Source organism: Streptomyces sp. SDT5-1 (genome assembly GCF_052245995.1).
Taxonomy (GTDB): Bacteria; Actinomycetota; Actinomycetes; order Streptomycetales; family Streptomycetaceae; genus Streptomyces.
In genome coordinates this window covers 1,909,355-1,930,985 of sequence record NZ_CM125963.1, presented here as the reverse complement: position 1 = coordinate 1,930,985, position 21,631 = coordinate 1,909,355, and the positions used below count along the sequence as shown (strand labels likewise).

Annotated in this window: 18 protein-coding genes; 12 read left to right on the top strand and 6 right to left on the bottom strand. The window is 70.7% G+C overall.

Translation table 11 applies throughout. The features are described from left to right. Positions 1–32 precede the first annotated feature (32 nt). The 7 genes from ACTWJ8_RS09010 (at position 33) to metK (ending at position 6,341) form a co-directional block, all read left to right on the top strand. Positions 33–1,139: a quinone-dependent dihydroorotate dehydrogenase gene (locus ACTWJ8_RS09010; RefSeq protein ID WP_356385665.1), complete on the top strand. Its 1,107-nt coding sequence runs from the start codon at positions 33–35 to the stop codon at positions 1,137–1,139. Beyond that, on the top strand, positions 1,136–1,984 hold the full coding sequence (gene pyrF, locus ACTWJ8_RS09005) for an orotidine-5'-phosphate decarboxylase (RefSeq protein WP_356385662.1): 849 nt from the start codon (positions 1,136–1,138) through the stop codon (positions 1,982–1,984). The genes ACTWJ8_RS09010 and pyrF overlap by 4 nt, the downstream gene beginning before the upstream one ends. A 265-nt stretch (positions 1,985–2,249) precedes the next feature. Beyond that, entirely contained in the window at positions 2,250–2,573 is a 324-nt protein-coding gene (locus tag ACTWJ8_RS09000; protein ID WP_026246651.1) for an integration host factor, read from the top strand. 72 nt (positions 2,574–2,645) lie between these two features. Continuing rightward, on the top strand, positions 2,646–3,203 hold the full coding sequence (gene gmk / locus ACTWJ8_RS08995; protein WP_356385659.1) for a guanylate kinase: 558 nt from the start codon (positions 2,646–2,648) through the stop codon (positions 3,201–3,203). A gap of 35 nt (positions 3,204–3,238) precedes the next feature. Continuing rightward, the gene (rpoZ, locus tag ACTWJ8_RS08990) at positions 3,239–3,511 is read left to right on the top strand and encodes a DNA-directed RNA polymerase subunit omega (RefSeq protein WP_005319902.1); all 273 of its coding nucleotides are present in this window, start codon (positions 3,239–3,241) and stop codon (positions 3,509–3,511) included. Positions 3,512–3,620: 109 nt separating this feature from the next. Then, on the top strand, positions 3,621–4,841 hold the full coding sequence (gene coaBC, locus ACTWJ8_RS08985) for a bifunctional phosphopantothenoylcysteine decarboxylase/phosphopantothenate--cysteine ligase CoaBC (protein ID WP_443263536.1): 1,221 nt from the start codon (positions 3,621–3,623) through the stop codon (positions 4,839–4,841). A gap of 291 nt (positions 4,842–5,132) precedes the next feature. Next, positions 5,133–6,341 carry a methionine adenosyltransferase gene (metK, locus tag ACTWJ8_RS08980; RefSeq protein WP_356385654.1) on the top strand — a complete coding sequence of 403 codons (1,209 nt, stop codon included), beginning with the start codon at positions 5,133–5,135 and terminating at the stop codon, positions 6,339–6,341. A gap of 71 nt (positions 6,342–6,412) precedes the next feature. Here the strand turns inward: metK and ACTWJ8_RS08975 are convergent, their stop codons facing one another. The 4 genes from ACTWJ8_RS08975 to ACTWJ8_RS08960 all read right to left on the bottom strand — a co-directional run bounded on the left by ACTWJ8_RS08975 (position 6,413) and on the right by ACTWJ8_RS08960 (position 11,371). After that, positions 6,413–7,483: a hypothetical protein gene (locus ACTWJ8_RS08975; RefSeq protein ID WP_443263535.1), complete on the bottom strand. Its 1,071-nt coding sequence runs from the start codon at positions 7,481–7,483 to the stop codon at positions 6,413–6,415. Continuing rightward, the gene (locus ACTWJ8_RS08970) at positions 7,480–9,372 is read right to left on the bottom strand and encodes a hypothetical protein (RefSeq protein WP_443263534.1); all 1,893 of its coding nucleotides are present in this window, start codon (positions 9,370–9,372) and stop codon (positions 7,480–7,482) included. Before ACTWJ8_RS08970 ends, ACTWJ8_RS08975 begins: the two co-directional genes overlap by 4 nt. Beyond that, positions 9,369–10,079, bottom strand: a complete 711-nt coding sequence (locus tag ACTWJ8_RS08965; RefSeq protein ID WP_443263533.1) for a toll/interleukin-1 receptor domain-containing protein — start codon at positions 10,077–10,079, stop codon at positions 9,369–9,371. Before ACTWJ8_RS08965 ends, ACTWJ8_RS08970 begins: the two co-directional genes overlap by 4 nt. A gap of 68 nt (positions 10,080–10,147) precedes the next feature. Then, positions 10,148–11,371 (bottom strand): helix-turn-helix domain-containing protein, encoded by a 1,224-nt coding sequence (locus ACTWJ8_RS08960; protein WP_443263532.1) that lies wholly within the window; start codon positions 11,369–11,371, stop codon positions 10,148–10,150. Positions 11,372–11,650: 279 nt separating this feature from the next. On the opposite strand from ACTWJ8_RS08960, the gene ACTWJ8_RS08955 reads away from it, so the two are divergent. Next, positions 11,651–13,792 carry a primosomal protein N' gene (locus ACTWJ8_RS08955; protein ID WP_443263531.1) on the top strand — a complete coding sequence of 714 codons (2,142 nt, stop codon included), beginning with the start codon at positions 11,651–11,653 and terminating at the stop codon, positions 13,790–13,792. Positions 13,793–14,058: 266 nt separating this feature from the next. On the opposite strand, the gene ACTWJ8_RS08950 is transcribed toward ACTWJ8_RS08955, so the two are convergent. After that, entirely contained in the window at positions 14,059–14,607 is a 549-nt protein-coding gene (locus ACTWJ8_RS08950; RefSeq protein WP_356385638.1) for a hypothetical protein, read from the bottom strand. 273 nt (positions 14,608–14,880) lie between these two features. On the opposite strand from ACTWJ8_RS08950, the gene fmt reads away from it, so the two are divergent. Next, positions 14,881–15,810 (top strand): methionyl-tRNA formyltransferase, encoded by a 930-nt coding sequence (gene fmt, locus ACTWJ8_RS08945; protein ID WP_356385635.1) that lies wholly within the window; start codon positions 14,881–14,883, stop codon positions 15,808–15,810. A gap of 115 nt (positions 15,811–15,925) precedes the next feature. Then, positions 15,926–17,356 (top strand): RsmB/NOP family class I SAM-dependent RNA methyltransferase, encoded by a 1,431-nt coding sequence (locus tag ACTWJ8_RS08940; protein WP_443263530.1) that lies wholly within the window; start codon positions 15,926–15,928, stop codon positions 17,354–17,356. 57 nt (positions 17,357–17,413) lie between these two features. On the opposite strand, the gene ACTWJ8_RS08935 is transcribed toward ACTWJ8_RS08940, so the two are convergent. Continuing rightward, complete coding sequence (locus ACTWJ8_RS08935; protein WP_443263529.1) at positions 17,414–19,594, bottom strand: MMPL family transporter; 2,181 nt, start codon at positions 19,592–19,594, stop codon at positions 17,414–17,416. 161 nt (positions 19,595–19,755) lie between these two features. Between ACTWJ8_RS08935 and rpe the strand changes: the two genes are divergently transcribed. Then, positions 19,756–20,442, top strand: coding sequence for a ribulose-phosphate 3-epimerase (gene rpe / locus ACTWJ8_RS08930; protein WP_443263528.1), 687 nt, complete (start codon positions 19,756–19,758; stop codon positions 20,440–20,442). Positions 20,443–20,561: 119 nt separating this feature from the next. Next, the gene (locus ACTWJ8_RS08925) at positions 20,562–21,605 is read left to right on the top strand and encodes a sugar-binding transcriptional regulator (protein WP_443264849.1); all 1,044 of its coding nucleotides are present in this window, start codon (positions 20,562–20,564) and stop codon (positions 21,603–21,605) included. The last annotated feature ends 26 nt before the right edge of the window (positions 21,606–21,631 follow it).

Below are 21,631 nucleotides of genomic sequence, written 5' to 3'. Positions count from 1 at the left end.
ACCGCCTCATGAGGACCTATAGGACTTCAGGCATGTACAAGCTGTTCTTCAACCTCGTCTTCAAGCGCATGGACCCCGAGAAGGCGCACTACCTGGCCTTCCGCTGGATCCGCCTCGCCGCTCGCACGCCCGTTCTGCGCACCTTCGTGGCCGCGTATCTCGCGCCGCGCTACAAGGAGCTGCGCACGGAGGCCCTGGGCCTGCGCATGCACGGCCCCTTCGGGCTCGCCGCCGGCTTCGACAAGAACGCCATCGCCATCGACGGCATGTCGATGCTCGGCTTCGACCACGTCGAGATCGGCACCGTCACCGGCGAGGCCCAGCCCGGCAACCCCAAGAAGCGCCTCTTCCGCCTCGTGCAGGACCGCGCGCTCATCAACCGCATGGGCTTCAACAACGAGGGCTCCCTCGCCGTGGCGGCCCGCCTGGCCTCCCGCAACCCGGTCTTCAAGACGACGGTCGGCGTGAACATCGGCAAGACCAAGGTCGTGCCCGAGGAGGAGGCCGCCGCCGACTACGTGAAGTCCACCGAACGCCTCGCCGCGTTCGCCGACTACCTCGTCGTGAACGTCTCCTCGCCGAACACCCCCGGCCTGCGCAACCTCCAGGCCACCGAGGCGCTGCGCCCGCTCCTGAGCGCCGTGCGCGAGGCCGCGGACCGCACGGTCAAGAGCCGCCGCGTCCCGCTCCTCGTGAAGATCGCGCCCGACCTCGCCGACGAGGACATCGACGCCGTCGCCGACCTGGCCGTCGAACTCGGCCTCGACGGCATCATCGCCACCAACACGACGATCACCCGCGAGGGCCTCGCCACCAAGGGCGACGTCGTGAACGAGACGGGCGGCCTCTCCGGCGCCCCCCTCAAGGAGCGCTCCCTGGAGGTCCTGCGACGCCTCTACGCGCGCGTGGGCGACCGGATCACCCTCGTCGGCGTCGGCGGCATCGAGAACGCCGAGGACGCCTGGCAGCGCATCCTCGCCGGGGCCACGCTCATCCAGGGCTACTCGGCCTTCATCTACGAAGGCCCCTGCTACGCCCGCGCGATCCACAAGGGCCTCGCCGCCCGCCTGCACAGCTCCCCGTACGCCACGCTCGCCGACGCGATCGGCGCCGACGTGAGGAAGAAGGCCTCCGCATGACCTCGATGGATCCGTTCGGCGCCCGCCTGCGCCGCGTCATGGACGAGCGCGGCCCGCTCTGCGTCGGCATCGACCCGCACGCCGCCCTGCTCTCCTCCTGGGGCCTGAACGACGACATCGCGGGCCTCGAGGCCTTCACGCGCGCGTGCGTGGAGGCACTGGCCGACACGGTCGCCGTGGTCAAGCCGCAGATGGCGTTCTTCGAGCGGTTCGGCTCGCGCGGCGTCGCCGTCCTGGAGCGGGCGGTCGCCGACCTGCGCGAGGCCGGGACGCTCGTCGTCATGGACGCCAAGCGCGGCGACATCGGCTCCACCATGGCCGCGTACGCGGAGACGTACCTGCGCAAGGACTCCCCGCTGTTCTCCGACGCCCTCACGGTGTCGCCGTACCTCGGCTACGGGTCCCTGAAGCCGGCCGTCGACCTGGCCCGCGAGTCCGGCGCGGGACTCTTCGTGCTCGCGCTCACCTCGAACCCCGAGGGCGGCGAGGTCCAGCACGCGGTGCGCGCCGACGGCCGCAACGTGGGGGCGACGATGCTCGGGCACCTCGCCGAGGAGAACGCGGGGGAGGACCCCATGGGCTCCTTCGGCGCGGTGGTCGGCGCGACGCTCGGCGACCTGTCCTCGTACGAGCTGGACATCAACGGGCCGCTCCTCGCGCCCGGCATCGGGGCGCAGGGTGCCACCGCGGCCGATCTCCCGTCGGTGTTCGGCGCCGCCGTGCGCAATGTCGTGCCGAACGTGAGCCGCGGCGTCCTGAAGGCGGGACCCTCGGTATCGGCGCTGCGGGACGCCTCCGTACGCTTCGCGGACGAGGTGCGGGAAGCGGTTTCGCGCGAGGTTTAAGGGTGGCACTCCGTGCCGACCTTGGGTTTTGCGTCCGAAACCTGTCCAGATTCTTGGTCGATTTGTCCAAAATGCACGGCTCGACAGAGGCTGACCAGGACTTTTCGTCTGTTCTCGCTGACTCTGACGGCCATGCCCGCTAGTCTCCGTCGAGAGTCAACGGTCAACTGCACGCCAGCGGGTTGTTCGTTGCTCCCCAGGTGTGGGGCGACTAGGTTCCTCACCGGTCCGTATCCGACAGTTCGACATCCGAGGTGACGTAGGCGTGGCTCTTCCGCCCCTTACCCCTGAACAGCGCGCAGCCGCGCTCGAAAAGGCCGCCGCGGCTCGCCGGGAGCGGGCCGAGGTCAAGAATCGACTCAAGCACTCCGGCGCCTCCCTCCACGAGGTCATCAAGCAGGGCCAGGAGAACGACGTCATCGGCAAGATGAAGGTCTCCGCCCTCCTCGAGTCGCTGCCGGGCGTGGGCAAGGTCCGCGCCAAGCAGATCATGGAGCGTCTCGGGATCTCCGAATCCCGCCGGGTGCGCGGTCTCGGTTCCAACCAGATCGCCTCCCTGGAGCGCGAGTTCGGCAGCACCGGCGCCTGAGCGACCGCGACCGCCCCGGGCCGAATCCCGGGGCTGGTCCGGGCACTCCGGAACAACTGGAATAATCGCTGCATGAGTGAACGTCCGCGGCTGACCGTGCTCTCCGGCCCCTCGGGGGTCGGCAAGAGCACGGTTGTCGCCCATATGCGCAAGGAACACCCCGAGGTCTGGCTCTCGGTGTCGGCCACGACCCGCAAGCCGCGCCCCGGCGAGCAGCACGGTGTCCAGTACTTCTTCGTCACGGACGAGGAGATGGACAAGCTGATCGCCAACGGTGAGCTCCTCGAGTGGGCAGAGTTCGCGGGGAACCGCTACGGCACCCCGCGCCGTGCCGTGCTCGACCGCCTGGAGGCGGGGGAGCCCGTGCTGCTCGAGATCGACCTCCAGGGTGCCCGTCTTGTCCGGGAGTCGATGCCGGAGGCGCAGCTGGTCTTCCTGGCCCCGCCGAGCTGGGAGGAGCTGGTCCGCCGGCTCACCGGGCGCGGGACGGAGGCGCCGGAGGTCATCGAGCGTCGTCTCAAGGCCGCCAAGGTGGAGCTCGCCGCCGAATCGGAGTTCGACACCACGCTTGTCAACACCTCCGTCGAGGGTGTGGCCGCCGAGCTGCTAGCCTTGATGAAAGTTCTTTGATCTTTAGCAGTCTTTACCCCATCGGAAGGCAGAGAGTGTCCTCTTCCATCACCGCGCCCGAGGGCATCATCAACCCGCCGATTGATGAGCTTCTTGAGGCCACCGACTCGAAGTACAGCCTGGTCATCTACGCCGCCAAGCGCGCGCGTCAGATCAACGCGTACTACTCGCAGCTCGGTGAGGGCCTGCTCGAGTACGTCGGCCCGCTGGTGGACACGCACGTCCACGAGAAGCCGCTCTCGATCGCCCTTCGTGAGATCAACGCGGGCCTGCTGACGTCCGAGGCCATCGAGGGCCCGGCGCAGTAACGCCCGTCGTTTCGGTACTTACAGGCCCGGCAGTACATCTGCCGGGCCTGTGGTGTGTCATGGAGTCGTACGTTTTCCAGGCGTACGTTTCCGAATCAGGGGAGAGCCGGTGTCGTCGAAGCCGAAGGTCGTACTGGGGGTCAGCGGTGGAATCGCCGCCTACAAGGCGTGTGAGCTGCTGCGGCGCCTGACGGAGTCCGGCCACGACGTGCGCGTCGTGCCGACCGACTCCGCGCTGCACTTCGTCGGCGCCGCGACCTGGTCCGCGCTCTCCGGCAACCCGGTCTCCACCGAGGTCTGGGAATCCGTCCACGAGGTGCCGCACGTCCGCATCGGCCAGCACGCCGACCTCGTGATCGTCGCCCCCGCCACCGCCGACATGCTCGCCAAGGCGGCCCACGGCCTCGCCGACGACCTCCTCACGAACACGCTGCTCACCGCCCGATGTCCGGTCGTCTTCGCGCCCGCGATGCACACCGAGATGTGGGAGCACCCGGCCACCCAGGAGAACGTCGCGACGCTGCGCCGCCGCGGCGCCCTCGTCATCGAGCCCGCCGTCGGCCGCCTCACCGGCGTCGACACCGGCAAGGGCCGCTTCCCCGACCCGGCCGAGATCTTCGAGTACGTACGCCGGGTGCTGGCCCGCGGGGAGGCCTCGCAGGACCTCGCGGGCCGCCACGTCGTCGTATCGGCCGGCGGCACCCGCGAACCCCTCGACCCGGTCCGCTTCCTCGGCAACCGCTCCTCCGGAAAGCAGGGCTACGCGCTGGCCCGCACCGCCGCGGCCCGCGGCGCCCGCGTCACGCTGCTCTCCGCGAACGCGACGCTCCCCGACCCGGCCGGCATCGACGTCGTCCACGTGGGAACGGCCGTGCAGCTGCGCGAGGCCGTCCTCAAGGCGGCCGAGGACGCCGACGCCGTCGTCATGGCCGCGGCCGTCGCCGACTTCCGCCCCGAGACGTACGCCACCGGGAAGATCAAGAAGAAGGACGACGAGGGCCCCGCGCCGATCGCCCTCGTCCGCAACCCCGACATCCTCGCCGAGCTCTCCGCCGACCGGCCGCGCCCGGGACAGGTCGTCGTGGGCTTCGCCGCCGAGACCGACGACGTGCTCGCGAACGGCCGCGCCAAGCTCGCCCGCAAGGGCTGCGACCTGCTCGTCGTCAACGAGGTGGGGGAGCGCAAGACCTTCGGCTCCGAGGAGAACGAGGCCGTGATCCTGGGCGCCGACGGGCACGAGACCCCGGTCCCGCACGGCCCGAAGGAAGCGCTCGCCGACCTCGTCTGGGACGAGACCGCGCGCCGCCTCGGGCCCCTGACGACCGGCTGAACCTTGGTGGAACACGCGCGGAATCCCTCCGCCGCGTGAATTTCACATCTGACGCTTCGGGATCGTCCAAAGCCCGAAAACACGCTAATTTCGGGCGAGCAGTACCCTTCCGAAGACCGATCGTCGTATCGCAGAATGCGGTGTCGCAGGTCACAGCCCTCCCATTGGGCGAGACACGTGGCCCGACGGCCGAGCACGACCGATAAACTGTTCCCGGACGGTGCCGGGCGCAGCCCCCCGCACCAACCGTCAAATGATCAGCCAGCAGCCGCTGCAACCACAGGGAGCGTTGTGTCCCGTCGCCTGTTCACCTCGGAGTCCGTGACCGAGGGTCACCCCGACAAGATCGCTGACCAGATCAGCGACACCATTCTCGACGCGCTGCTGCGTGAGGACCCCTCGTCCCGCGTCGCCGTCGAGACGCTGATCACCACCGGCCTCGTGCACGTGGCCGGCGAGGTGACCACGAAGGCGTACGCGCCGATCGCGCAGCTCGTGCGCGACAAGATCCTCGAGATCGGTTACGACTCCTCGAAGAAGGGCTTCGACGGCGCTTCCTGCGGTGTCTCGGTCTCCATCGGCTCCCAGTCGCCCGACATCGCGCAGGGCGTCGACACCGCGTACGAGAAGCGCGTCGAGGGCGACGAGGACGAGCTCGACAAGCAGGGCGCCGGCGACCAGGGCCTGATGTTCGGCTACGCGTGCGACGAGACGCCGGAGCTCATGCCGCTCCCGATCCACCTCGCGCACCGCCTGTCGCGCCGCCTCTCCGAGGTCCGCAAGAACGGCACGATCCCCTACCTGCGTCCCGACGGCAAGACCCAGGTCACCATCGAGTACGACGGCGACAAGGCCGTCCGCCTCGACACGGTCGTCGTCTCCTCGCAGCACGCGTCGGACATCGACCTGGACTCGCTCCTCGCCCCCGACATCCGCGAGTTCGTCGTGGAGCCGGAGCTGAAGGCCCTCCTCGACGACGGCATCAAGCTGGAGACCGAGGGCTACCGCCTGCTGGTCAACCCGACCGGCCGCTTCGAGATCGGCGGCCCGATGGGCGACGCCGGCCTCACCGGCCGCAAGATCATCATCGACACGTACGGCGGCTACGCCCGCCACGGCGGCGGCGCCTTCTCCGGCAAGGACCCGTCCAAGGTCGACCGCTCCGCCGCGTACGCGATGCGCTGGGTCGCCAAGAACGTCGTGGCCGCGGGCCTCGCCGCGCGCTGCGAGGTCCAGGTCGCGTACGCCATCGGCAAGGCCGAGCCGGTCGGTCTCTTCGTCGAGACCTTCGGTACGGCGACGATCGACACGGACAAGATCGAGCAGGCCATCTCCGAGGTCTTCGACCTCCGCCCGGCCGCGATCATCCGCGACCTCGACCTGCTCCGCCCGATCTACTCCCAGACGGCGGCCTACGGCCACTTCGGCCGCGCGCTCCCCGACTTCACGTGGGAGAAGACGGACCGCGTGGAGGCGCTCCGCAAGGCGGCGGGCCTGTAGGCACCCGACCTCTCCGTTCCTACGCCGGGGCCCGGAGTTCTCTCGCGAGAGAACTCCGGGCCCCGGCGTTTTCACATACCCTCAGGCTCCCCTGCCGGGCCGGCGCCGTTGGCGCGAGCGCCGAATGCCGACGCGGCGAAGCGCCGGCGTATCTCCTCTGCGGACATGTGGTCCTTAAGAGCCACGGCCATGGCCACTTGCTCCGCCAGAAGCGTCACGTCCTCGTCACCGGGGCCGAAGCCGATGCGGCGAAGGAACTCGCCGAACACGTCTGCCGGGGACGGTTCTGGCGGTGCCGACTCGGGGGTGTCAGTCACGTCGACGTCGGGCGCAAGGATCGGTGTGAAGGCTTCCGGCACCAGATAGCGAAAATGTTCGTCGACGTCCTTGTCGTTTGCCGCCGAGGCGAGTTTCGCCAGTAGGCCGAGATCCTTGACCGTCTTCTCGACGTGATCATCGTTCTTGGCGAGCCACCAGACCACAGCGCTGCCCGTGCTCTGCAGTACATCACCACCGAGGTAGGCGCGCTTGTTCTGTTCGTACGCCCGCTCTTCCTCCCAGACGGCCACGTCCTTGCGGATCGCTGAGAGCCGGTCCAGACGGGACTGGTCAGCTTCGGAGAGCGTGAGTTCCACGTCCAGGGCCATGGCGAGAACGTGCCCCTCGCGGACCGGTTCCATAGAGGCGAGGAATCCGCTCAGTTCGTGCTGGACCAGTGAGGCTCTGCTCGGTTCCATCGTGGCGGTGATCGCGGAGGCGCGCTGAAGGACCGATTCCACGGCGATGGCCCCGGGGTTGACGGCAACGGCACCCGCTGCGGGGTCCGCAGGGCACCACCGAACATTGGCGCTGAACCGGAAGTCGTAATCTTCGACGCTGCTCGGGAGTGACACGCGATGGACACGTACCTCCCGGCGCTCGACAGGGGGAGCCGGCCGCTCCGGCAGCATGTGGTCGGGGAATGGCTCGCGCAGGGCGGTTCGCCGGGTCAGCACCACCGTGGTGGTACCGGCCGCGCACAACACCGCGATGGCGCTCAGCCACGTCCACACCGGCCAGTGCAGCCAGAGCCCGAGGATGAGCGTGAGCAGCGCGCCGATGACACTGGCGAAGACAGAGACAGTCTTCTGGCCCGAACTCATGTAACAGGCACCTCCGGATTGCGGGCTTGGGTGGCGAACGCCATGCATTGGGCCTGGTTGATCGCGTGCAATAGACGTGTGGCGAGTACGGGCGACGCGACCCGCCTGGCATCCGCGTACAGCCGAGAGACGATGGCGTACTTCGAGACCGACGCACCGGTCAGGACTCGCAGTACGGCCTCGGTGAGGTCGTCGTCCCGAGCGTTGTCCGCCTGCAGCAGCAATGCGCGGGCCGCAGGCCGCCAATCAGCGGGCTCGAGCTGGAACACCCTGCTCCAGCACACGGTCAGCCACTCATGAGGCGAACGCTGGAGAAAAAAGACCTCCGGAAGGTCCGGGATCTGCAGAAAGAGCTTGGCGTCGGAGCGGTGATGGTCGGAGTTCCGAGTCGTGGCAAGCCGGAAGAGCAGACGGCGTTGGATCCCCGCGTCCTGGCTGACGAAGCGCAGGAGGGCCTTCGTACCGGAGCCGCCGGGAATGTGCGACTCCCGCCGTGCGAGGTGGTGCAGTCGGACCAGAGCGGCATCGGGGTGATGGATCGAAAGGACCTTCTCGCAGACCTCGATCAGGACGTCACGCAGCGGATCCGTCGCCGGGGACCGGCACCAGTCGTACATCTGCCTGAGAAACGCCCGACCGTGCTCCTCATCAAGGACTCCTTGCCTGAGTGCCTGTGCCGCGGCCGTCACTTCGGTTGCTCGGGGTGAAGTGGGCCCGGTCCACTGCTCGATCAGACGCACGACCACGCCGATCTCACCGACCGACAGGCACAGGGTGGTGAAGCGGCCCACCATCTGTGCCCGCATTTCGTCGGGCAATGCTGTTCTCCTGAGGGTGGTGCAGAACCACTCGCGCATGGCCTCCCGGAAATGCGGGAGGTTGGCCCAGAAATAGCGCAGCGTGGCTTCGGCGAAGCCACGGCGGAGGAATCGAACGCGGCCGTCGGCGGTCAGATGCGCGTGGAACGGGCGGAGGCGCTCGGTCAGCCCTGAGTGCTCCAGCATGGGGCGGTCGTCGTCCGCGGATCCGACCCGACTCAGAAGGAGTGCTGTGGACTCATGGACGGCTTCCGCTGGCGTGTCCTCCAGCAGGGCAGAAGCAAGGAGCAGGGCCCGTTGTCTCCCCTCTGGCAGTTCGGGCAGGAGGTCGTCGAGTTCTGCGCTGTGGTCCGCCGCGCTCGCGAGCGCGAGACGCAGCCAGTCGATGAAGGTGTCGGAGGGGCGACCCGCCGCCCGCGCCTCTGCGACCCGCCCGACAAGCTGGGCGAGTTCCCCCATCGCGGGATGCGTGGCCAGATGCGCGAGAGCCTCTTCGGGCAGCGGGGCCCAGAGTGCGTCGTCGATGCCGTGACTGCGCAGGTGCCGAGCGAAGGCTTCTTTCGCATCGGGTCGGCCGATCCAGGTCCGGACGAACTCGTTCGGAAGATCGTTCTCAAGATGATGAGGAAGTACGACGGCCAGGTAGGCGTCCCTGCTCAGCAGCCTATGCCGGAACCCGGACAGTTCTCGACGGACTTCCCTCCAGAGGGGCTCGTCCGCAGTCGACAGGTCCAGCAGAATGCGGTCCCCCGTGCCGATCAGGTCGGCCGACAGGCAGGAGCTTTCGCCGTCCGTCATCTCCGGGCTCAGTTCGTGGTACGTCCCGCGCTCTGACGGAAGCTCGCACAGAAGGACACGGGCCGCGGCGCTGCGGCCGCAGCCCGCTGGTCCGTGAAGGAATACCGTGCGCTCCGACTCCAAGATGTCGTACGCCGTGTTCATGCGCTCAGGGCGGGCGAACTGCCTTTGCAGTCGCTCCAGTTGGTCTTCGGCCACCAGTCGAGGTGAGGCCGAGGGCGGGGCGAGGAGTGGAACGCCGTTGACGTAGCTGTAGTAGGTGTCGCCACTCATCGACGATCATCGTCCCTGCGCCCGAAGGTGTGATGGTTGGTGTTGTCTCCCTCGGCGTAGCTGGCGCCATCCCCGGATTGGTTGACCGTTCGATGGGTGGGCCCGATATGGATCCGGTTGTGGTGAGGGCTGTTGCTGTTGAGGTCGCCTGCCACGGAGTCCGACTGGACGAGGAAGCCGCTGTTGCCGCCGGTTGCCGTATTCGTGGTGGCGTCTGGAGAAGGCTGCCGCGGTGGGCGCTCGCTGTCGTTGGCGGCAAGCTGAGGTACCAGCGTGGACAGTGCGTCTCCGATGCGCTTGAGGTCGTGGGCGTTGGACTGGTGGTCGTAGCGCAGAGTCTGGCAGTCGGCCAGATGGGCCATGGGGCCTGGCAGCTGGTCACGAGTCGGCCGTTCCGTCTTGCGCCCGACCAGGATGGGTATGACGCGGATCCCGTGGGCAAAGGCTTCCAGGATTTCCTTGCGTACCCAGTCCTCCGGCCGTCGGAGGCCGGGGTGTTCGACCCAGCCCGGGCCGATGAGGGCGAGGAGAGCACCGCTGCGCCGTACACCGTGGATCAGGCTCTGGTCGAAGGGCGCGCCTGGAGGGATGTCCTTGCTCGCGCGGAACACACGGTCGGCGCCGAACCGTGCCGTGAGTGCGCTCTCGAGAGTGGCAGAGAACTGTTCTCCGTCACCGGTGCGGTAGTTGATGAAGACATCGGGCATGGCGAAGTCGCCTCCTGGTTGAGTGAGTGGGAGAGAGTGGTGGGCCCTTCCGGCAGCAGTGCCGGTGCTCAGGTGGGGTCGACGAGAGCCACAGCCGCGAGACGCGGTGCGATCGCCCTGTAGGCGGGGTGCTGGTGATAGCGAGCCAGGGTCCGGTTGAGCCGACGGACGTCCAGGGACACGGTCGCCGAGGCGACTGTTCCGAGGGTCGGCAACAGGGCTGCTGTGTGCTCGCACGCCGTGTCGATGTCTCCGGCCAGAGCGTGTGCCAGGGCGCGTCGCGTGCTGTACCGGGCCTGCGTGCGCAGCGCTGAGGCCGGAACTTTCAAGAGTTCTCGGTCGAGGACGTGGGCGGCAGCCCGGGGCCGCCCAAGATCGACTAGACACCATCCGGTGGTCATGGACGCGGGGTCGGTCAGATGTGAGGTGCCCAGGAGGGCACCACGTGCGGGATCGGCCACTGCGGTGGCGTCGATGCTCAGGAGTGCGCGGGCGGTGTCGAGGTCGCGCATGCAGGCGTCGTAGTCGCCCGACAAGGCGTGTCCCTGTGCTGCGCGTTGGGCGGCAAGACCGCGGATTCGCGGAGGAAGTCGGCCGTTGCGGGCGGGCTCGACGAGGGAGACGGTTTCGGCGGCCTCTCCGCGGTAGTACGTGATCAGAGCCCGGCGCACGCGGGCGTAGGCCGCCAGGTCGTGGTCACCGCCCGCAGCGGAGAGTTCCACGGCGTCGGTGGTCCAGCGGAGTGCTGCGTCGTCGTCACCGGCCTCTTGTGCCATCCACCCGGTGTACTCGGCGAATCGGGCGGCAGCTCGATACAGAGCCTGGCCGGTACGGCTGCTTGCGTCCGAGGCGAGTGTTGCGAAGGACCGTGTCTGCTCGGCGAGGGGCGACAGCAATGCTGTGGGCGGAGCGACCTGCCCCATGCGCCGGTAGTGGGCGAGGAGCGAGTGCGCGATCTCTGGAAGTGACGTCGCCGCAGCAACGCTGTCATGGACAGCCGCAGACCGCGGCGCCGAGCCCAAGGCCAGGAAAGAGGCCGCGCCTACGGTCATCACGCCACGTCGGGACGGTGGTGTGCCGAGCGGTACGAGTGCGACCAGCCGACCGCCGGTGCCGAGGACGGCGTCGCAGAGCTGGGCGAACTCGATGGTTGCCCGCTTGTGTCCCGTTTCGACCTTGCTGATCTGGCCTTTGCTGTAATGCACAGCGGAAGCGAAGTCGGCCAGCGACAGCCCCGCGGCCATCCGTAAGCGGCGCAGTTCGACGCCGAACGCAGACGCCCGTTCCAGCATGTTCCCCCTCAGCTCCGACACCGGTGACGCACCGGAATGCTTGTTGGCGCAAGCCAGAGTCGACTCCCATCGGTGACACGAGCAAGGCCGCGGGCGGTGTTTCCCGTTTCCAGTTCAGATACCGGGCGGGTGCGGAGCGCGACGCCCGTGGGTACCGCGTAGTCCGGATAGCTGGCGGATTTGGCTGGACATGCGGTGTTGCGGGAGCGGCCGGCACGTGATGGGGCACGGACGCGGTGGGAAGGCCCGCTGTCAGTGGGCTCTGGTAGGAATGCACGTGTGAGCAGCGAGAACGGCAGGGGTGGCGAAGGCGGGGAGCCGGAGCAGCTTGCGTTGATTCGGGAGAGTGTGCGGGCTGCGAAGGTGCCGAAGGCGAAGCCGCGGACGTGGCGGGGGGCGCCGTTGGCGGATGAGTTGCCGGTGGCGCGGGTGCTGGTGGACAAGGGGGTGCTGCATCTCGACCGGTACTTCGAGTACGCGGTGCCGAAGGAGTTGGACGCGGCCGCGCAGCCGGGGGTGCGGGTGCGGGTGCGGTTCGGTGCGGGGAACCGGAACGTGCGCGACGGGCGGCGCGAGGGGGGTGGACTCATCGACGGGTTCATCGTCGAGCGGGTGGCCGAGGCGGAGTATCAGGGGCCGCTCGCCGCGCTGGCGCAGGTCGTGTCGCCCGAGCGGGTGCTCGACGAGGAGTTGCTCGGCCTGACGCGGGCCGTCGCCGACCGGTATGCGGGGAGCCTCGCCGATGTGTTGCAGCTGGCGATTCCGCCGCGGCATGCGAAGGCGGAGGCCAGGGAGTTTCCGGCGCCGCCCGCGCCGCCTTCGGCTCCCGAGGCGGGGTCCTGGGCGCGGTACGAGCGCGGGGCGGATTTCGTGGCGGCGTTGGCCGCCGGGGGTGCGCCGCGCGCGGTGTGGACGGCGCTGCCGGGGCCGGAGTGGGCCGACGAGATCGCGCGGGCCGTGCGGGCGACGCTCGCGTCCGGGCGCGGGGCCCTGGTCGTCGTGCCGACCGTGCGGCTCGCGGCGCGTGTCGATGCCGCGCTGCGGGCGGAGTTGGGCGAGGGGCAGCACGCGTTGCTGACCGCCGACGCCGGGCAGCAGCGGCGGTACAGCGAGTGGCTCGCCGTGCGCCGGGGAGCCGTGCGGGCCGTGGTGGGGACGCGGGCCGCGATGTTCGCTCCCGTACGGGATCTGGGGCTCGTGGTCGTGTGGGAGGACGGGGACCAGCACCACAGCGACGACCATGCGCCGTTCCCGCATGTGCGGGAGGTGCTGGAGCTGCGGGCCACGCGGGACAAGTGCGCTTTTCTGTTGGGGAGTTGGAGCTGCACCGTCGAGGCGGCGCAGTTGGTACGGAGCGGGTGGGCCGCCGCCGTGAGCGCGTCACGGGATGTCGTACGGCGGGTGGCTCCGCTCGTACGGACGGTGGGGGATCGGGATGTGGCGCGCGACGAGGCCGCGCGCGCCGCGCGGTTGCCGAGCCTCGCGTGGGAGGTCGCGCGGAACGCGCTGCGGGAGGGGCCCGTGCTGGTGCAGGTGCCGCGGCGGGGGTACGTGCCGCGGCTCGCGTGTCAGCGGTGTCGTGAGCCCGCCCGGTGCCGGCAGTGCGCGGGCCCGTTGGAGGCGCGGGAGGCGACAGGGGGGCTCGCGTGCGGGTGGTGCGGGCGTGAGGAGGAGCGCTGGCAGTGCGCCGAGTGCGGGGGGACGCGGTTGCGGGCACAGGTGGTCGGGGCGCGGCGTACGGCCGAGGAGTTGGGGCGGGCGTTCGCGGCGGTGCCGGTGCGGACGTCGGGGCGCGAGCAGGTGCTCGACACGGTGCCGGGGACGCCTGCCCTGGTCGTGAGTACGCCGGGGGCCGAGCCCGTGGCCGAGGGCGGGTACGCGGCGGCGTTGCTGCTCGACGGGTGGGCGATGCTCGGGCGGGCCGATCTGCGGGCGGGTGAGGAGGCGTTGCGGCGGTGGATCGCGGCGTCGGCGCTGGTGCGCTCGCAGGAGGCCGGGGGAGCGGTGGTCGTGGTGGCGGAGCCGACGTTGCGGCCTGTGCAGGCCTTGGTGCGGTGGGATCCGGTGGGGCATGCGGTGCGGGAGCTCGGGGAGCGGGCGGAGCTCGGGTTTCCGCCGGTGTCGCGGATGGCGGCGGTTTCCGGGACGGCGGAGGCGGTGGCCGGATTCATGGGGGCGGTGGAGCTTCCGGGGGATGCGGAGGTGTTGGGGCCGGTTCCGGTGCCCTCGGCGGTACCGGGCGGAGCGTCGCGGCGGGGTGGGGCGCCTGTGGGGGAGGAGTGGGAGCGGGTGTTGGTGCGGGTGCCGCCGGGGAGTGGGGCGGTGTTGGCGCGGGCGTTGAAGAGGGCGCAGGCGGCGAGGATGGCGCGGGGGGCCGGTGAACCGGTGCGGGTTCGCGTGGATCCGCTCGATATCGGGTGACTGGTGGGCCGGGGGTGCGCTGCGAAGTGCGACGGTGACCGGTGGGTCGGGTTTCCGCGCGCGGCGCCGTGGCTGGGGCCGTCCGTATCGGTGCGCGGCACCGGGGGCCGCCTTGCCCACCCTGCCGCCCTGGGGGCCCCGGACGGAGTCTGGGGGGGCAGATTGCCCAAGGCGGGTGGGAGGCCACTCGCTGGTGCTGCCGCGCCGTGGCCGGGCATGCGGATGCCTCCCCGCATGGTGTGCGGGGAGGCATCGGGAGGAGGGCGTCAGCCGTGACGGGGGCCCGGGAAGGGGGTGGGGCGGGGGTCCTCGCGGATCGCGGCGGTGCCTGCCGTCGGCTGGGTGGGCAGCGCCCGCGCCGCCGGCACCAGGGGACCCGCCCCCATCGGCACCGCGGGACGCGCGGGCGGCACCGAGGCCGTCGACGTGTCCGTGCCGCGCTCCGCCTCGGCCGCCGCCTGCGTCGCCGCGCGCCGCGCCCCGTACCGGCGGTGCACCGCCTGCTTGGTGACGCCGAGCGCGGAGCCCACCGCGTCCCACGAGAAGCCCAGCGAGCGGTCGAAGTCCACGGCCGCGGTGACCAACGTCTCGACGCTGTCGCGCAGTTCCTGGGCGAGACGGACGGTGGGTGCGGGTGCCCTCCCGTAGACGACGAACCCCGCGGAGGGGCCTGAGCGGCGCGGGCGGTAGACGTTGCCCAGCTGTGCGGTGAGGGTGCGCAGTGCGTCCACCTGACGGCGGACCCGCTCGATGTCCCGCACAAGAAGATGCAGGCTGGCCCGTGCCTGGGCGTCGTGGGTTGCGTGGTCGGCCATGAACAAGCCTCTCGAACCGGCGATGTAAAAGGAATCGGGCCACCCTCGCGTCAAGCGACACCGAAGAAGGGCGACGAGTGACTGATTGCGGCCCATTGACTGGTCAACTCTTTCTTGACCAACGCGCCATTCGGTGTGGGGTCACGCTGTTCGGGCGTATCCGCATATTCGAGGGGCGCACGTCATGACGTGCGCCCCGTACGCGCCCGCCGCACGGCGCCCATAGACTGGTGCGCTGCCCGTGACCCTGCCCCGAGAGGCCGTAAGCCACCGATGAAGCTCGTCTTCGCAGGCACCCCCGAGGTCGCCGTTCCCGCCCTGGACGCCCTGATCGCCTCCGACCGGCACGAGGTCGCCGCTGTCGTCACCCGCCCCGACGCCCCGGCGGGCCGCGGCCGACGGCTGGTCGCGAGCCCGGTCGCCGAGCGGGCCGCGGAGGCCGGCATCGAGGTGCTCAAGCCGGCCAAGCCGCGCGACGAGGAGTTCCTGGCACGGCTGCGCGAGATCGGCCCGGACTGCTGCCCGGTCGTCGCGTACGGGGCGCTGCTCCCGAAGGTCGCGCTCGACGTGCCGGCCCACGGCTGGGTCAATCTGCACTTCTCGCTGCTGCCCGCGTGGCGAGGCGCCGCGCCCGTGCAGCACGCGGTCATGGCGGGCGACGAGATCACGGGCGCGTCGACGTTCCTGATCGAGGAGGGGCTCGACTCCGGGCCCGTGTACGGGACGGTGACCGAGGCCGTCCGGCCCACTGACACCAGCGGCGACCTGCTGACCCGCCTCGCGTTCGCGGGCGCCGGACTGCTCTCCGCCACGATGGACGGCATCGAGGACGGCACCGTGCAGGCCGTTCCGCAGCCCGCCGACGGCGTCACCCTCGCCCCGAAGATCACCGTCGAGGACGCCCGTATCGACTGGAACGCGCCCGCCCTGCGCGTCGACCGTGTCGTGCGCGGCTGCACGCCCGCGCCCGGCGCCTGGACCGAGTTCCGCGGCGAGCGCCTCAAGGTGCGCACGGCCGCCCTCGCGCCGGACCGCACCGACCTGGCGCCGGGCGAGATCAGCGCGGGCAAGAAGAACCTCTACGTCGGCACGGGTTCGCACGCCGTCGAGCTGCTGTGGGTGCAGGCGCAGGGCAAGAAGCCGATGGCCGCGGCCGACTGGGCGCGCGGTACGCGGATCGCCGAGGGCGAGACGCTGGGCTGACGGTCCGGAGCGGACCGCTGTGGGGGCCTGTCGGCGCCGGGACGTACCCTGGGAGGGTTCATTCCGGCGCCCGACCTGTGCGTAGCGCCCGTACGACCCCACCAGCGGAGCACCTTTGAGCGACCAGCCCGGCCGGCCCCCTCGCAAGCCCGGCAAGCCCCACCGCCGTCCGAAGAAGGACCCCGTGCGCATCCTCGCCTTCGATGCGCTGCGCGCGGTCGACGAGCGGGACGCGTACGCGAACCTCGTGCTGCCGCCGCTGCTGCGCAAGGCCCGCGAGAAGGGCGACTTCGACGGGCGCGACGCCGCGCTCGCGACCGAGCTCGTGTACGGGACGCTGCGCAGGCAGGGGACGTACGACGCGATCGTGGCGGCCTGCATCGACCGGCCGCTGCGCGAGGTCGACCCGCCGGTGCTCGATGTGCTGAACCTCGGTGTGCACCAGCTGCTCGGCACGCGCATCCCGACGCACGCCGCCGTGTCGGCTTCGGTCGAACTGGCGCGCGTCGTGCTCGGCGACGGACGGGCCAAGTTCGTCAACGCCGTGCTGCGGAAGGTCTCGCAGCACGATCTCGACGCGTGGGTCGAGCGGGTCGCGCCGCCGTACGACGAGGACCCCGACGACCATCTCGCCGTGGTGCATTCGCATCCGCGATGGGTCGTCTCCGCGCTGTGGGACTCGCTGGGCGGCGGGCGTGCCGGGATCGAGGATCTGCTGGAGGCCGACAACGAGCGGCCCGAGGTGACGCTTGTGGCGCGGCCGGGGCGGACCACCGCCGAGGCCGTACTCGCCGAAGTGGGCGAGGACTCCGGGCTTCCGGGCCGCTGGTCGCCGTACGCCGTCAGGCTCGCAGAGGGCGGCGAGCCGGGCTCGTTCGACATCGTGCGGTCAGGGCGTGCCGGTGTGCAGGACGAGGGGAGCCAGCTGGTCGCCCTTGCGCTCGCGAACGCTCCGCTCGAGGGGCGCGACGAGAAGTGGCTCGACGGGTGCGCGGGCCCCGGCGGCAAGGCGGCCATGCTGGCCGGGCTCGCCAGTGAGCGCGGCGCGACGCTGCTCGCCTCCGAGAAGCAGCCGCACCGGGCCGGCCTCGTCGCCAAGGCGCTGGCCGGGAACCCGGGGCCTTACCAGGTGATCGCCGCGGACGGTACGCGGCCGCCGTGGGGGCCCGGGACGTTCGACCGGATCCTGATGGACGTGCCCTGTACGGGACTTGGAGCGCTGCGGCGGCGTCCCGAGGCGCGGTGGCGGCGGCGCCCCGAGGATCTGGAGGGGTTCGGGCCGCTCCAGCGGGGGCTGCTGCGCAAGGCGCTGGAGTCCGTACGGGTCGGGGGTGTCGTCGGGTACGCGACGTGCTCGCCGCACCTCGCGGAGACGCGGGCGGTCGTGGACGACGTGCTCAAGCAGTTCGGCGCGGCGGAGCTGATCGACGCGCGGCCGTTGATGGACGGGGTGCCGGGGCTCGGCGAGGGGCCGGATGTGCAGCTGTGGCCGCATCTGCACGGGACCGACGCGATGTATCTGGCGCTGATCCGGCGTACCGCGTAAGTCCCGTTCCGGGAGGCGGGGTTGACGGCCCGGGGCTCAGGCCCCGGGCCCCGCTCCTCAGTCGCCGGACCGGCCCATGCGCTCGTGCCCCAGTTTGCTCGGCCACCACACCCGTGACCCGACATCCAGGAACAACGACGTCACCAGCACCGACCGCACCACGAACGTGTCCAGGAGGACTCCCACCGCCACCGCGAAGCCGATCTCGGCGAAAGCGACCATGGGGAGCGTGCCGAGGGCGGCGAACGTGCCCGCCAGGACCAGGCCCGCCGACGTGATCACCGCGCCGGTCGCGGCCAGGCCCGTGACGACGCCGGGGCGGGTGCCCTGGCGGGCGGCCTCCTCACGGATGCGGGTCGTGAGGAAGATGTTGTAGTCGATGCCGAGCGCCACCAGGAACACGAAGACGAACAGCGGGAAGTCCGTCGACTCGCCCGCGTAGTCGAAGACGTGCCGGAAGGCGAGCGCGCTGATGCCGAGGGCCGCCGCGAACGACAGGACGACCGTTCCGATCAGCAGCAGCGGTGCCACCAGGGCCCGTAGCAGCAGGCCCAGGATGAGCAGGACGACGACCAGGACCAGCGGGATCACCAGTTTGTTGTCGTGCGCGGTGGCGCGGTCCATGTCGAGGAGGGCCGCCGTACCGCCGCCGACCTTCGCGTCCGCGCCCGCCACGTCGTGCACCGCGGCCCGCACCCGGTCCACCGTGTCCTTGGCGGCCTGACTGTCGGACGGCGCGGTCGTCGTCGCCTCGAACAGGACCCGGTCGTCGTGCACGGGCTTGGTGTTCGGGGGTACGCCGATGCTGCCCCGGACCACGCCCTCCGTCGTCGCGACCGCGCGCCGCACCTGCTGAGCCAGGTCCTGGTCCGCGACGACCACCAGCGGGTCGCCCGTGCCCGCGGGGAAGTACTCGGCGGAGACCTCCTGGCCCACGATCGAGTCGGGCTTGTCGGTGAACGAGTCGGCGTTGCTGATGCCGGCCGCCCGCAGTTGGATCAGGCCGAGGGAGAGCAGCGCGAGCGCCGCCGCCGTCGCGATCCAGACCAGGCGCGGACGGTGTGCGATACGGCGCCCGGCGTGCGCCCACACGCCCCGCTCGGTGGGCTCGGGCGAGCCGAGATGCGGGATCACCGGCCAGAACAGCCAGCGGCCGAAGATCACCAGCAGGGCCGGGAACAGCGTCAGCATCGCCAGCAGCGCCACCGCCACACCGATCGCGGCGACCGGGCCGAGACCCCGCGTCGAGTTCATGTCGGCGGTCAGCAGGACCAGCATGCTGAGGACGACGGTCGCGCCGGACGCGAGCACGGCAGGGCCCGCCCGGTGCAGGGCGAGCGCCATCGCCTCGTGCCGGTCCTCGTGGCGGCGCAGCTCCTCGCGGTATCGGGCGACCAGGAGCAGCGCGTAGTCCGTCCCCGCGCCGAACACGAGCACCGTGAGGATGCCCGCGCTCTGCCCGTTCACGGTGAGCCCCGCGTGCTGGGCGAGGAGATAGATCAGCGCCTGCGCCGTGAACAGCGCCGCCACCACGCTCAGCACCGGCACGAGCAGCAGGGACGGGCTGCGGTACGTGAACAGCAGGATCACGATCACGATGCCGAGGGCCGAGAACAGCAGCGTCGAGTCGATGCCCTCGAAGGCCTTCGAGAAGTCCGCCGACGTGCCGCCCGGACCCGTGATGTGGATCTTGAGGCCGTCCGTGGAGGTGCCGGTGCGGTCCCGGATGGAGTCCACCGCGGGCGCGATCCGCTCCCAGCCCTTCGCGTCCATCGTGATCGGAACGTAGATCTGGGCCGCCGAGGGGCCCGGCCGCTTGTCGAGGAGCGGGCCGCGGGTCTCCGAGCCCCGCACGCCGTGCGCCGTCAACCTCTTGATCTGGGCGACGTCGGTGGCGATCCGGGCCCGGTCCGCTGCGGTGAGCCCGCCCTCGCGCGCGTAGACCACCACGGCGGGGATCGTCTCCGGCCGGAAGTCCTTGGACAGGTCGAGGACTTGAGTGGATTCGGCGGAGCCGGGGAGCCAGGACTGCGCGTCGTTGTCCTGCGCGTCCGTGAGTTTCTGGGCGAGCGGCGCCGTGCCCACGATGACGACGAGCCACAGGAGCAGCACCAGCCACTTGCTGCGCCGCCCGCACACCAGCCACGCGACGCCGCGCCGCCCGGTCGCACCGCCGTCCACTCCGCCGCGACCGTCGCGCCGCTCGTCGGTCCGCTCGCCGCTCTGCCTGTCCGCCATGGCGTCCCCCGCCGCGTCCCGCGCGGTGCTTCCCCCGGGGCCCGTGCCGGCCCCTCCGCGAGCCGCCAAGAATGGCACGCGGGGGCACGGCTCGGTATCGGTCTCACGTCTTGGTCCGGACCGATAGGGAGCGGGCGGGCCGGGCATGGCACGCTTGGGTCATGGCCGTGCAGATCAACCCCAGCATCCTGTCCGCGGACTTCGCCCGCCTTGCCGACGAGGCAAAGGCCGTCGAAGGCGCCGATTGGCTCCATGTCGACGTCATGGACAACCACTTCGTCCCGAACCTGACCCTCGGGGTTCCGGTCGTAGAGTCGCTGGCGCGCGCGACGGACACCCCGTTGGACTGCCATCTGATGATCGAGGACCCCGATCGCTGGGCCCCCCAGTACGTCGAAGCGGGTGCCGGTTCCGTCACCTTCCACGCGGAGGCCGCCGCCGCGCCCGTCCGCCTCGCGCGCGAGATCCGCGCCAAGGGCGCCCGCGCCTCGATGGCCCTCAAGCCGGCCACGCCGATCGAGCCGTACGAGGATCTGCTGCCCGAGCTCGACATGCTGCTGATCATGACGGTTGAGCCGGGATTCGGCGGGCAGGCGTTCCTGGACATCATGCTGCCCAAGATCCGCCGCACCCGTGAGCTGATCGGGAAGCACGGTCTGGAGCTGTGGCTGCAGGTCGACGGCGGAGTCTCCGCGGCGACGATCGAGCGGTGCGCGGAGGCGGGAGCCGACGTCTTCGTCGCCGGTTCGGCGGTCTACGGCGCGAAGGATCCGGCGGACGCGGTACGTGCACTGCGCACCCAGGCGGAGGGCGCCACGGCGGCCGCCGCATGGGCGTGCGACCACTGAGCCACAGGTACGTGAACGGCGGCCATCGAGGCTGATCAACGGCGTCGGATCTGCAAGGATGAACGGCGTATCCAGGTTGTGAGCAGCAGTCGTTTTCGTGAGCAGCAGTCGATTCGTGACTGAAGAGAAGTGAGGAGAACGCCGTGTCCGCATCATCGGCGGGACGGGCGGCCCTGCGGATGGGACCCGCGGAGCTGGTGCAGGCGGCGGCCATGGCCCGTCGCTTCTACCTCGAGGGCAAGTCCAAGATCCAGATCGCCGAGGAGTTCGGCGTGAGCCGCTTCAAGGTGGCACGGGTCCTCGAGACCGCCCTCGAGCGGGATCTCGTACGCATCGAGATCCGGGTCCCTGCCGAGCTGGACGCCGAGCGTTCGGACGCGTTGCGCGCCCGCTACGGACTGCGGCACGCGGTCGTCGTCGAGTCGCCCGCCGAGGTCGACGAGTCGCCCGACCCCGAGAACCTGGGCGAGGTCGCCGCGGACCTGCTGGGCGAGCTGGTCACCGAGGGCGACGTCCTCGGCCTCGCGTGGGGCCGCTCCACGATCCACATGGCGGCCGCGCTCGACCGGCTTCCGCCGTGCACGGTCGTGCAGTTGACGGGCGTGTACGACGCGGGGACCGCGGAGCGCGGCTCCGTGGAGGCCGTGCGGCGGGCCGCGCAGGTCTCGGGCGGCGACGCACACCCCATCTACGCCCCGATGCTGCTGCCGGACGCGGCGACGGCGGCGGCGCTGCGCAACCAGACCGGGATCGCGCGCGCCTTCGAGTACTTCGACAAGGTCACCGTCGCGTGCGTGTCGATCGGCTCCTGGGAGCCCGGCATCTCGACCGTGCACGACATGCTCAGCGACGAGGAGCGGGCGCACTACGCGTCCCTGGGTGTCGCCGCGGAGATGTCCGCCCACCTGTTCGACGCGCAGGGGCGGCGGGTCGGGCGGGACCTCGGGGAGCGGTGCATCACCGTCGAGGCGGATCGCCTCCGGCGGATTCCGGAGGTCGTGGCGATCGCGGGTGGCCAGCGGAAGGCCGCAGCCATCGACGCGGTGCTGCGGTCGGGCCTCGTGACCAGCCTGGTCACGGACACGGCCGCGGCGGACTTCCTGCTGGCGGCCGGGCCCGCCCCGAAGCCGGCGCTCCAGCGGGCGGACCCGGACGGCGTGTGACGGCCGACCGGCGTTGACGTCTCGGA